Origin of the sequence: Luteibacter sp. UNCMF366Tsu5.1 (assembly GCF_900119235.1) — a bacterium.
Taxonomy (GTDB): Bacteria; Pseudomonadota; Gammaproteobacteria; order Xanthomonadales; family Rhodanobacteraceae; genus Luteibacter; species Luteibacter flocculans.
On record NZ_FPIS01000003.1, the window covers coordinates 60527 to 73479 of the forward strand.

At 66.0% G+C, this 12953-nt stretch carries 7 protein-coding genes; 5 read left to right on the plus strand and 2 right to left on the minus strand.

Features of this window, described 5'->3' with window-relative positions; translation table 11 throughout:
* Positions 1-117: 117 nt before the first annotated feature.
* Positions 118-960, minus strand: a complete 843-nt coding sequence (locus tag BT115_RS14115; protein ID WP_177257423.1) for a fimbrial protein — start codon at positions 958-960, stop codon at positions 118-120.
* Between the two features lie 231 nt (positions 961-1191).
* Between BT115_RS14115 and ligD the strand changes: the two genes are divergently transcribed.
* Together ligD and BT115_RS14125 are read left to right on the plus strand one after the other, a co-directional pair.
* On the plus strand, positions 1192-3756 hold the full coding sequence (ligD, locus tag BT115_RS14120; RefSeq protein ID WP_072323272.1) for a DNA ligase D: 2565 nt from the start codon (positions 1192-1194) through the stop codon (positions 3754-3756).
* A 76-nt stretch (positions 3757-3832) separates the two neighbouring features.
* Positions 3833-4738, plus strand: coding sequence for an acyltransferase (locus BT115_RS14125; RefSeq protein ID WP_072323273.1), 906 nt, complete (start codon positions 3833-3835; stop codon positions 4736-4738).
* Between the two features lie 27 nt (positions 4739-4765).
* Here the strand turns inward: BT115_RS14125 and BT115_RS14130 are convergent, their stop codons facing one another.
* Entirely contained in the window at positions 4766-6868 is a 2103-nt protein-coding gene (locus tag BT115_RS14130) for a prolyl oligopeptidase family serine peptidase (protein WP_072323274.1), read from the minus strand.
* Positions 6869-6995: 127 nt separating this feature from the next.
* On the opposite strand from BT115_RS14130, the gene BT115_RS14135 reads away from it, so the two are divergent.
* The 3 genes from BT115_RS14135 (at position 6996) to BT115_RS14145 (ending at position 12949) form a co-directional block, all read left to right on the plus strand.
* Complete coding sequence (locus tag BT115_RS14135) at positions 6996-9410, plus strand: S9 family peptidase (protein WP_072323275.1); 2415 nt, start codon at positions 6996-6998, stop codon at positions 9408-9410.
* Positions 9411-9602: 192 nt separating this feature from the next.
* Complete coding sequence (locus BT115_RS14140) at positions 9603-12254, plus strand: sensor histidine kinase (protein WP_072323276.1); 2652 nt, start codon at positions 9603-9605, stop codon at positions 12252-12254.
* The gene (locus BT115_RS14145; RefSeq protein WP_072323277.1) at positions 12251-12949 is read left to right on the plus strand and encodes a response regulator; all 699 of its coding nucleotides are present in this window, start codon (positions 12251-12253) and stop codon (positions 12947-12949) included. The genes BT115_RS14140 and BT115_RS14145 overlap by 4 nt, the downstream gene beginning before the upstream one ends.
* The last annotated feature ends 4 nt before the right edge of the window (positions 12950-12953 follow it).

Here is a 12953-nt window from a genome sequence, read left to right on the forward strand (position 1 = left end):
TTTGCGAAGGACGAGCCCGTAGCACATAGAAGAAGCGCGGCGGCGCAGCACGAATAGCGTGTTCGATGCATGGTGTTCCTCATGGATGGAAGGTTGCGTGGTGGTCGTCGCGATGCATCACCGATAGCCCACGTTGACGGTGATGTGGGCGTTCGCGGGCCCGGGGGTCAACGTGCCGCTGGTGACCTTGTAGCGAGCACGAAACTCATGCTGATGAGCGCTCTGCCATGCACGCAGTTCGATAGCGCGGGGATCGTTTGGAACGAGAGGTACGTCCAGGTAGGTGCTTCGCAGCTCTACGGCGACGCCACGTGCGGCGCCGAAGCCGTTCAGCCTGAACAGACCAGGGGCGTCCAGGTCCGCTTCTCCATCGAAGGTGAGCTGCAGCGTCGTCGCGTGCTGGCACTCCGTGACAACCAACGGGGCGGTAACCCATGCGCTGTGGCCGTGGGCGGCCAGCTCTGCGCTGTCGACCTTGCCGAGATCGAAATGCACGTTGCGCGATTGAAGGACGCAGGTCGGCCGTTCGGGCTCGATGCGCGCATCGGCAAGGTCCACCCATGCCTGCACCTTGCCGTCGTATCCCGCGTGCGCAAGTCTGCCAGTGCGCAGCGTTCCGCCCTGGGCGATGGGGCCGGTCTTGATCAACTGCACGCTGGCGCCTCGCAGTTCGTCCTTTATGACCCAACCGATGTTGAAGTTGTCAGGCGCGGCAACGTCGCCGTAATAGGCGTAACGAAAGTGGATGCGCACCCCCACACCGGGCACATTGGTCTCGTAGGTGTGATCACCGAGGGGGCTGGACGTCTGGAACATGTCGAGACCGGACGTACGTGTCGGGTATTTGCAGGTGAACCCCCCGGTGCTGCCTGTAGTGGATCGCTCGGCAAGCACAGATCCCACTGCCGCCGATGCCGGCACTCGCACCACGCCGAACGACACGGCCTGCGGTGCTGGCATGACCGGATGCGTCAGACACCCCTTTCCGTGAGACGCCCATGCCGACACGAGCATGAGGACGGCGGCGACGACGCGCGCAGCGGGGCATGGCTTCATGATGGACTCTCGGTAGGGAGGCTCCGAGTTTGTCCGTGGCGATGGCGGCGACCCATACGACCAGTCTGAAAGTGCCCCGACAGCGCTCGCCTACGCTGCACGGCGCGTTCACCCGGCCTCGCCAACCATCCCGCCATGAGCCTGCAGGACTACCGACGCAAGCGGAACTTCGCGAAGACCCGGGAGCCGGCACCGGAGAAGTCGGTGCGGCCGGGAGGCCGGGCGATCTTCGTGGTGCAACTGCACCATGCGTCGCGTCGACACTTCGACTTCCGCCTTCAGGTCGGTGACGTGTTGCGCAGTTGGGCCGTGCCCAAGGGGCCTAGCTACGACCCGAAGTTGAAACGCCTCGCCGTGGAAGTCGAAGACCATCCCGTGTCTTATGCCAACTTCGAAGGCGACATCGAGGAAGGCTACGGCAAAGGCCACGTCGATCTCTTCGATCGCGGCGTGTGGGCGACGCAAGGCGATCCCGAAGCGCAACTGCGCAAGGGTCATCTCACGTTCGAGTTGTTCGGCGAGCGCCTGAAAGGCAGCTGGCATCTCGTGCGAAGCGCGAAGAAAGAGCGCCAACCCGCCTGGTTTCTTATCAAGGCGGAAGACGCTTATGCCGGCGACGTCGAGGCAGACGACTTGCTCGACGCGAAGATGCGCGAGAGCACGCGCCGCGCGGCGACCACGCCACGACTTCGCGCGGCAGCAAAGAAGTCCACGTCGCGCAAGAAGGCGCCGCCGGCGTCGAAGACACGACGGATGTCGGCCGCATCGCTGACAAAGGCCGCCGCTGCCGTGCCAGGGGCGCGCAAGGCGAGAGCCGATAATGCGTTTTTCCCGCCGCAACTCGCCCGCCTCCGCGAGACGCCGCCCAAAGGCGACGAGTGGGTGCACGAAGTGAAATGGGATGGCTACCGCATTCTCACGGGCATCGCGGACAGGGAGGTCTTGCTTTGGTCGCGTAACGCCCTGCCCTGGAACGATCGCATTCCTGAGATCGTGCAAGCGATCAAGGGTCTTGGCCTGGACAGCGCGCGCCTCGACGGCGAGCTGATCGCACTCGACGCATCCGGCCGTAGCGACTTCAATGCCCTGCAGCGCACGTTATCGGGTGAGGCACAGGCGCCGCTCGTATACATGCTCTTCGATGTGCCCTATCTCCAAGGCTACGACCTCTCGCGCGCGTCGCTCGTCGATCGCAAGGCATTACTGGAACGCTTGCTGGCACACGCGCCGAAGCACCTTGCCTACAGCGCGCACAACGTCGGCCATGGTGACGACGTGTTCGCCATGGCAATGGATCAGAAGCTCGAAGGCATCATCGCCAAGCGTGCGAATGGTGCCTACCGCAGCGGTCGCGGTGACGACTGGCAGAAGATAAAGCGCCTCGAAAGCGATGAGTTCGCTGTTGTCGGCTATACGCCCGCGAAAGGTTCACGCCTCGCATTCGGCTCGCTACTGCTGGCGAAGCCGGATGGCACGGATGGCTGGATCTACGTGGGTCGCGTCGGCACGGGATTCACCGACGAGATGTTGCGCGAACTCGGCAAGACGCTGACGAAGCATGGTTCGAAGAAGCCCACCGTGCGTATCGACGCCGTGGACCCAACCCTACGCGGTGCGCTTTGGGTAGCGCCAACGGCGGTCGTGGAGGTCTATTACCGCGGCATCGGCAACAAGGATTTGCTGCGCCAGCCCAGCCTGAAAGCCCTTCGTACCGACAAGTCGCCCGACGACCTTCGCGATTCGGATCGGGCGCCATCCGCCCCCTCGGCCCGAAAGAAGACGCGTGCAACGAAGGCGTCCGCAAAAGCCGCTCCCGCCAATGCGAGCGCGGTGGTCATCACGCATCCCGACCGTGTCGTCTTCCCCGACGACGGCATCACCAAGCAGGACGTGGTGAATTACTACCGCACCGTGATGCCGTGGTTGCTGCCACCGATCGCGGATCGACCCACGTCCACCATCCGCTGCCCTGGCGGCATAGGCTCGCCGTGCTTTTTCCAGAAGCACGTCATGGCGGGACTCGAACACGTCGGCACTGCCAAGCTCAAGGAGGAAACCGGCGCGCAGGCGGTATACCTCTATCCGCGCGACGAAGCCGGTCTCATCGAACTCGTGCAGTTCGGCGCAGTGGAATTCCATCCCTGGGGTTCGCACGTAGGTTCTCCCGATATCGCCGACCGCGTGGTTTTCGACCTCGATCCCGGGGAAGACGTGGACTGGCGGCGCGTGGTGGCCGCAGCGCGCATGGTGCGCGGTCTACTCGACGAACTGGGCCTCGTGTCCTTCGTGCGCACCACCGGCGGCAAGGGCCTGCACGTGGTCGTACCACTCAACCCCGGCGCCGACTGGGACACGGTGAAAACCTTCGCGCGTGGCTTCGCCGAGGCCATGGCGGCGCTTCACCCCTTGGAATTCGTCGCCACGGCCACGAAGCGATTCCGGCGCGGCAAGATCTATGTCGATTACCTGCGAAATGGCCGGGGCGCGACGGCCGTGGCGTCGTATTCGCTCCGCTCGCGGCCGGGCGCCCCGGTGGCCGTGCCCCTGCGCTGGGAAGAGCTGGGCAAGGTGAAATCCGGCAATGCCTTCGACCTGCGCAGCCTGCCGAAGCGGCTGGCCCGCCTCAAGAAAGACCCTTGGGAAGGCATCGACGAGGTCCGCCAGGACCTGGCTTCGGTCAGTGAAAAGCTCGGCGCGTGACAGTCTGTCGCCGTCCCATGGCGGCCGGCGGCCGGCACAGCCTGTAAACTCACCGGATTTCGCCGGGTTGCCACCGATGTTCGCCTCCCTTCCCGTTTTCCTGCGCGTTCCCCTCGTCTGCGTCGTGCTGCTGGTCAATACGTTGCTCCACGTGTTGCCCCTGTTCGCGCTGACGCTGCTGCGCCTCGTGATTCCCGTGGCAGCCATTCGGCGCGGCATCGGCGCCGCCCTGGTGGGGATCGCCGAAAGCTGGTTGAGCGTGAACGGATGGCTGTTCGACGCCTTCACTCGAACCCGCTGGCAAGTGGAAGGTCTCGAAGGCCTCGGCCCGCGTGAGAATTATCTGGTGGTGTGCAACCACCAGAGCTGGGTCGATATCCCGGCCCTGCAGAAGGTGTTCAACCGGCGCATCCCGTTCATGCGCTTCTTCCTGAAAAGCGAGCTGATCTGGGTGCCGCTGCTGGGTCCGGCGTGGTGGGCACTCGATTTCCCGTTCATGAAGCGGCATTCGCGCCAGCAACTGGAAGCGCGGCCGGAGCTGCGTGGCAAGGACCGCGAAGCGACGCGGCGCGCCTGCGAGAAGTTCCGTCACCTCCCGGTGTCGGTGATGAACTTCACCGAGGGCACGCGGTTCACCCGCGCCAAGCACGATGCCCAGGGCTCCCCGTACACACATCTGTTGCGGCCAAAAGCCGGTGGTGTGGCCTTCGTGATCGATGCCATGGGCGATGCGATCCGCCACATGCTCGACGTCACCATCGTCTACCCTGACGGCTCGGGCACCATGATGGACATGATCGCGGGGCGTATCCGCGAGATCCGCGTCCATGTGCGCCGCCTGCCCATCCTGCCGGCACTGCGTGGCGATTACGAAGGCGATGCGGCGTTCCGCGAGCGCTTCCAGGCCTGGGTCAACGACCTCTGGGCCGAGAAGGACGCACGCATCACCGCGATGCTGGCCGCGTCCGCTGCCAGCCGCTGAGCGGCCTGGCAGCGGACGCGACGCCGGTCACTCGCCCAGCCCGAGTTCGGTGGCGAAGAAGGTCATCGACAACGCCGCATTGCCGACGCGCTGACTGAAGGGCGCACCGATGCCGTGACCGGCATTCATCCGCGTGAGCAGCAGCACGGGCTGTCCCGACGTGCTCGCGTCCTGCAGCGCAGCGGCGAACTTGCGCGACTGCCAGGGCGCCACACGCGGATCGTTGGCGCCGGTGGTCAGCAGCACAGCGGGATACTTCGTGCCCTTCTTCACGTTGTGCAGAGGCGAGTAGGCCAGCATCGCCTTCGCCACGGCGGGATCGGTGACGCTGCCGTATTCGCTCACGTTGTAAGGACCGTTCGCAAAGGCGGTCTCGTGGCGCGGGACGTCATAGATGCCCACGGCACCGACCACGGCGCGGTACTGCTCCGGATGCTGCGTCAGCGCGGCGCCCATCAGCAGGCCGCCATTGCTGCCGCCCAGGATGCCGAGGTGCTTCGTGTCGGTCCAATGCGTGTCGATCAATGCCTGCGACGCGGCATAGAAATCATCGAACACGTTCTGCTTGCGGGTCTTCTGCCCCTGCTCGTGCCACGCCTCGCCGAACTCGTTGCCGCCGCGGATGTTGGCGTACGCCAGCACGCCGCCGCGTTCCAGCCAGGCAAGATTGGCACCGATAAAGCCCGGGGTGACGGGGATGCCGAAACCGCCGTAGCTGTAGAGGATGGTCGGACGCTTGCCATTCGGCGTCACGCCATCCATCGAGATCACCGTCACCGGAATCTTGCTGCCGTCCTTCGAGGTACCGTCCACTCGCGTCACGCGCACCTTCGAATAGTCGGCGGCGGGCTTCACCTCGAAGATCGTCTTCATCGAGCCGTTGCTGCCGTCGTATTCCACCCAGCGCGTGGGCTGGGTCCAGCCGGTATAGCTGATCAACGCCTTGCCCTGGCCTTTTTCCGCCGCGACGCCGCCAATCGTGATGCCCGTGGCGGGCAGCGGCACGCGGCGCACGAAGCCGGCCTTGGCGTCGTACTGATCCGCCCACCAGTCCGGACCGGCACTGCGGACGACGAGGAAGCCATCGCCCAGCGCCGTCACGTGCTGGATGGCGCCTTCGCCCTGCGGTAGCACGTCGACCGCCTTGCCGTCGGCACCCAAGGCGACGATCTTGCCGCGCGGCGCGCCTGCAAAGCTCACCGCGTAAAGACGGTCGCCCACCCAGCTCGCTTCGCGCACGTCGGCTTCGTGACCGAGCACGCGCTTGAAGGCCGAGGTGCCCTCGCGCAGGTAGACCTCCGCCGGACCGCCATCGCCTTCGTTCGCGAGCAACGCCGTGGCCTTGCCGCCCGGGCTTTCCTTGAGGATGTATTCGGCCACATGCGAGTAGCCCTTGCCGAAGACCACGGTGTCTTTCGCGGCGGGCTGGCCGATGACGTGGTGGGCGAGATACGCGTCGAACTCGCGCAGCGGTTTCCCTTGCGTCGGCGCATCGAAGCGCGCATAGGTCACGCCCTTCTCGTCGGCGTCCCAGGCCAGCGCCTGTGGCGTGGTACCGCCGCCCGCGAAGGGCAACTCGTCGCCCAGCGGCTTGCCCGTGGTCGTATCGAGAATATGGATGGTGGTCAGTTCGCTGCCGCCTTCGGCCGTGCCGTAGGCAAGATAACGGCCGCTCGGCGAAGGCCAGTACGCCGTAACGGCGGTGTTTCCGTCGCCCTTGTTGAGGTCCACCAGCGTACGCGTCGGGCCATCGGGCCAGGCCTTCGCCACGAGTACCGGTTGCGGCTGCGGGGGCGTGTTCTCGAAGTAGAACAAGGTGCCGCCGGCAAGCGTGGGCGAGGAACGCGTGGTGGACGTGATGGACAGCTCGCGAATACGGGCACTCAGAGCCTTGCCCAGTGGCATCGCACCGATCGTCGCCTCGGTATAGGCGTTCTGCGCGTCGATCCACTGCTTCACGTCCGCCGCTTCGGGATTTTCCAGCCAGCGGTACGGATCGTTCACCGGCTGGCCGGCCAGCGTCTCGGAAACGACCCGTTTCGGTGTGGCGGGAGGGGGCGTCGTGGCAGCTTGGGCGGCAAAGGCGAGGAGCAGGCTCGCAGCGAGAAGGCGGGGAACGAGGACGCGCATGGGTGAACTCCCGTGGAGGATTCCCGAGGGTAGCAAAGGCGGCGACTCGGCGACGGTGCCGACGGTTGGTTAGATTCGGCCGTGACCGAGCGCTATGCTCGACCGATTTGTCCCGCCGGAAATGCCGATGCGCGTACTTGTCACTGCCCTGCTTACCGCCCTCGCCAGCCTGCCCGCGCTGGCGGCTCCGCCGCCGTTGGACATGGAAACGATCATGGCCAATCCCGACTGGATCGGCGCCCCGGTGGAAGATGCTTACTGGAGCGTCGATGGCAACCGGGTCTATTACGCGCTGAAGCAGGACGGCAGTCCGGTGCGCGATCTCTGGCGGGTACCGGCAGGCGGCGGCACGCCCCAGCGTCTCGATGCGGCCGCGGCGGCCACGGCAGACGGCGGCAAGCCGGTCTTCGACCGCGCGCATCGCCACGCGGCATTCGTTCGCCATGGCGACATCTTCCTCCGCGACCTTGCGAGTGGCAGCACCGTGCAGGTGACGCGTACTGCTGCCAAAGAACGTGACCCTCGCTTTTCCCTCGATGGCCGCCTGCTGACCTTCCACGCGGACAACGACTGGTTCGTCTATCCCGTGGCGGGCGGCCCCGTGTCGCGCGCGGCGGATCTGCAGGAAAAGGACGATCCCAAGGCGAAGAAAAAGGACGAGCTCGCCGACGACCAACAAGCGTTGTTCAAGACGCTGCGTACGCTGCGTGCGGACGAGGACGCCATGACCGCCGACGCCGATGCGCTGGCGGCTGCCGATCCCGGTCGCGCGCCAAAGCCCTTCTGGCTCGGTGCGAAGGTCTCCATCGCCGATACCTCGCTGTCGCCTGACGGCCGCTGGCTGATCGTGGTGACGCAGGCCAAGGACGCGGATACGGGCAAGGTGGCCGACCTCACCCATTACGTGACGGATTCCGGCTACGCGGAAACTGAAGCCACGCGCAGCTACGTCGGCCGCAACGATCCCGCACCGCAATCCCTCCGCCTGCTCGACCTCACGACGCACGCGAGCTACCCGCTCGACACCAAGACCTTGCCAGGCATCACGGACGACCCGCTGGCGGATATCCGCGCAAAGACCGTCGCCATGTTGCGCAAGGAGGGCAAGACGGATCAGGCCGATGCGCTCGCCGCGCCGAAGACGCGCCCGGTCATCGTCAACGGCGAGTACAGCCCCGGCATCGTCTGGAGCGACGACAGCCACGAGGTGGCGGTGCAGCTTCGCGCCATCGACAACAAGGACCGCTGGATCGCCAGCGTGGACCTCGACCGGCACGCGCTGGTCAATCAGCACCGCCTCACGGACAAGGCCTGGATCAACTGGGACGGCAACGATTTCGGTTGGCTGCGCGACGGCCGCACGCTGTGGTACCTGAGCGAAGAGTCAGGCTATGCGCAGCTTTACACCCGGCCGCTCGGCGGCAAGCCCACCGCCCTCACCGCCGGGCACTTCGAAGTCGATCACCCCGTGCTCAGCCCGGACGGCTCGCGCTTCTTCGTGCGCACCAACAAGGTGGCGCCGTACAGCTACGACGTCTACAGCGTGCCGGTAAGCGGTGGCGAACTGACCCGCATCACGCAGTTCGAGGGGCTCGACGACTTCGCCCTGTCGCCGGACGGCGATCACCTTGCCGTGCTGCATTCGTCGCCTTACGTGCCGTCGCAACTCGCCACGGTCGACATCGGCACGCATGCGGTCCACGAACTCACCGATACGCGGAAGCCGGCGTACAGCGCGCGCGAATGGATCGCCCCCGCCATTGTCGAGGTGCCCTCGCAACACGGTGCCGGCACGATCTGGGCCAAGTTCTACAGTGCGGGCAAGGCGACCGCACCGGCGTCGCGGCCGGCGGTGATCTTCATCCACGGTGCCGGCTATCTGCAGAACGTGCATCTTTCCTATCCCGCGTACTTCCGCGAACAGATGTTCCATAACCTGCTCGTGCAGCGTGGCTACGTGGTGCTCGACATGGATTACCGCGCGTCCAAGGGTTACGGCCGCAACTGGCGCACGGCCATCTACCGGCAAATGGGGCATCCGGAACTGGAGGATCTTCTGGACGGCAAGGCCTGGCTGGTGGCGAACCAAGGCGTCGATCCGAAGCGCGTCGGCGTCTACGGCGGCAGCTACGGTGGCTTCATGACGTTGATGGCGCTGCTGCGTGCGCCGGGTGAGTTCGCTGCCGGCGCCGCACTGCGCCCGGTGACCGATTGGACCAGCTACAACCACGAATACACGTCGAACATCCTCAACGACCCGCAGCTCGACCCTGATGCCTACAAGACAAGCTCGCCGATCCGTTATGCCGAAGCGCTGAGCGATCCGCTTCTGATCGAGCACGGGCTCATCGACGACAACGTGCTCGCCAGCGACTCGATCCGCCTGTACCAACGTTTCATCGAGCTGCACAAGAAGAACTTCTGGATGTCGCTGTACCCGATGGAACGGCACGGCTTCGTCCACCCGGATTCCTGGTACGACGAATACCGGCGCATCGACGAACTGTTCCGCGACACGCTGGAGAAGCCCGCCTCGCACTGATTTGCGAGGCGGTTCTGCCGCAGAATTTACGCAAACGTTACGCCACGGCCGCGGCACGATACGCGGCCGCTATGCGCCGTGCCCAACAATGCGGTCCGTTTACCTCGACGGATCGCATCCGCGTGAGCTGAATCCGTTCTGCTCTTGCGCGCGTTCCGATACCCTTTCTCCATCCCGACCCCGGCCTTCCCGATGAACGATGCCCGCGAAGCCCGCGCAGACGCCCTGCTCCACGCGGTGCAGGACGAAGGCCAACGCCTGAAGGTCTTCCTTGGCGCGGCGCCAGGCGTCGGCAAGACCTTCGCCATGCTCTCGGCAGCGCGCGACCTGCGCCGGCAAGGCGTGGACGTGGTCGTTGGCCTGGTCGAGACACATGGGCGCTCCGAAACCGCAGCCCTGCTGGAAGGGATGGAAGTGCTGCCGACGCGCGCCGTGCAATATGCCGGGCGTGAATTCCGCGAGTTCGACCTGGAAGCGGCGCTGGCGCGCAAGCCGGCCGTCATCCTCGTCGATGAGCTGGCGCACACCAACCTGCCCGGGGGCCGCCACGCGCTGCGCTGGCAGGACATCGCCGAACTGCTGGCCGCGGGCATCGAGGTCTACACGGCGCTCAACGTGCAGCACCTGGAAAGCCTCAACGATCAGGTGCGACGCATCACGGGCGTCGCGGTGCGGGAAACGGTGCCCGATGCGTTTCTCGATCGTGCGCGCGACATCGTGCTCGTCGATCTTCCACCGCGCGAACTCATCGCGCGGCTGCGCCAGGGCAAGGTCTATGTACCCGAGACCGCTGCGGTCGCGTTGGACGCCTTCTTCTCGCCGAGCAACCTGGCGGCGCTGCGCGAGCTGGCGGTGGAAACCGTGGCCGCGCATGTGGAGCACGATCTGCGCGGGCACATGCTGGCGCGTGGCGATGCCATGCCGGTACGTCGCCGCGTGATGGCGGCCATCGATGGCGCGGGGCAAAGCGAATACCTCGTGCGCGTGACCCGGCGCATCGCCGAGCGGCGCGGCGCGCCGTGGAGCGTGCTCTTCGTGGATCGTGGCGGTGTCGATCCCGAGCGACGCGAGCGCGTGGACAGCGCCATGCGCCTGGCACGACGTCTCGGTGGCGAAGCCGTCACGCTACGCGGCCATGCGGTGGCCGATGAGCTGCTGACCTGGGCAGACCGCGAAGGCGTCGGCCAGATCGTGGTGGGCCGGACCCGCGAGCGCCCCATCGCACGACGGCTGGGTTACTCGCTGACCCAGCAACTGTTGCGCCGGGGCGCGCATCTCGAGTTGACGATCATCGCCACGCCCGCGGAGCGTGCAAAGGCCCGCCGCCAACTGCGCGCCAGCATGCAACCGATGCCGTGGCGGGATTACGGCTTCGCCACGTTCACGACCGCGTGCGCCATGGCCCTGTCGTTCGTGGCGGACCGCTTCCTGTCCGTGGCGAACCTGTCGCTGATCTTCCTGACCTCCGTGCTCTTCGTCGCCGTGCGCACGCGCATGGCGGTGGCCGTGTATGCGGCACTGTTGAGCTTTCTCGGCTACAACTTCTTCTTCGCGCCGCCGCGCTACACGTTCGCGATCGCGAATGCCGACGATGTGCTTGCGGTGGTGCTTTTTCTCGTCGCCGCACTCGTGTGCAGCCGTCTGGCGACGCGCCTGGCCGGCCAGGTGGCGTCGTTGCGCGCTGCACAGGTGCGCGGTCGCGTACTGGTCACGCTGGGACAACAACTCGCGACGGCGGCCGACGCCGATGGCGTGCGCACGGTAGCGGCGCATGCACTGGCGCGCGCACTCGACGCCGAGGTTGCGGTGCTCGCGCGCGACGCCGTCGAACGGCTCGTCACGTCGGCATCGGTGCCGGCGACGTTCGCGCTGTCCACACAGGATCTCGCAGCAGCGGACTGGAGCGATGCGCACGCGGAGCCGGCCGGTCGCAGCACGGACACGTTGCATGGCGCGTCGTGCTGGATGCTGCCGCTGGGTAGCGAAGCGCGTCGCGCAGGCGTCGTGGCGCTGCGCTTCCCCCCGGATCGCGAGCCGGACGCGGACCGTCGCAGTCTTGCGCAGGCGATGGTCCTCGACATCAGTCAGGCGCTGGAGCGTGCACGCCTCGCCTCCGAACTGGAAAGCGCGCGCGTGCAAGGCGAAACCGAGCGGCTGCGCAACGCGTTGCTGTCATCGGTGTCGCACGACCTGCGCTCGCCGCTCGCGTCGATGATCGGCTCCGCGGGCACCTTGCTCAGCTACGAAACGCAATTGCCCGAGAACGAGCGCCACGAGCTGCTGAACGCGATCCTCGGCGAAGGGCAGCGACTGGACCGCTACATCCAGAACCTGCTCGACATGACCCGACTGGGCCACGGCACGTTGACCCTGAAGCGCGACTGGGTAGATGCAGGCGAAGTGGTAACCGCCGCCGTCGGCCGGGCGCACAAGCTGTTTCCCGATGTGCGCATGGACGTGCAAACGCCGGCGAAGACCCTGCTTCTCCACGTGCACCCGGCCCTGATCGAGCAGGCTCTGTTCAACATCCTGGAGAACGCGGCGCGTTTCTCCCCGCCGGGCGAGGCCGTGCGAGTCACGGTGCGATCGGAGGCCGAGCGCTTGCTCATCGATGTCGCCGATCGGGGCCCGGGCATTCCCGAAGACGAGCGTGCGCGGATCTTCGACATGTTCTATTCCGTGTCGCGCGGCGACCGCGGTGGCCAGGGTACCGGCCTGGGATTGGCGATCTGCCGCGGCATGATCGGCGCCCATGGCGGAAGCGTGGAGGCCTTGCCGCATGTCGGCGGAGGCACCACCATCCGTATTTCGTTGCCACTGCCGGCGACGCCGGATGAACGATGACTCCTGCGACACCCCGAGTTCTGGTGATCGACGACGAAGCGCAGATTCGCCGCTTCCTCGACATCGGTCTGCGCGCCGAGGGATACCACGTGCTGTTGGCCGCGACGGGCGGTGAAGGCCTGGGCCTCGCCGCCACGCAGTCGCCCGACCTCGTCATCCTCGATCTGGGCCTCCCGGACATGGAAGGCCACGACGTGCTACGTGAACTTCGCCAGTGGAGCGAAGTGCCGGTTCTGATGCTTTCGGTACGCGATGCGGAAACCGAGAAGGTCAAGGCGCTGGACAGCGGCGCAAACGATTACGTGACCAAGCCATTCGGCATCCAGGAGCTGATGGCGCGCCTGCGCGCTCTGTTGCGTCAAGGCGCAAAGAGCGGGCAGGCCGATGCATCGCTGCGCTACGACGACGATCGCCTCTCCATCGACCTCGCCCGCCGCGACGTCACCGTGGACGGACGGCCGGTCACGCTCACCCGCAAGGAGTTCGCCGTGCTGGCGCTGCTGGTGCGGCATCCCGGCCGGGTGGTCACGCAACAGCAGATGCTTCGCGAGGTCTGGGGTGCCACGCATACGCAGGACACGCATTACCTGCGCATCGTCATGGGCAAGCTGCGCCAAAAGCTCGGCGACGATCCCACGACGCCGCGATGGCTGAAGACCGAACCGGGTGTCGGCTACCGTTTTCCGGCCACCTGATTCC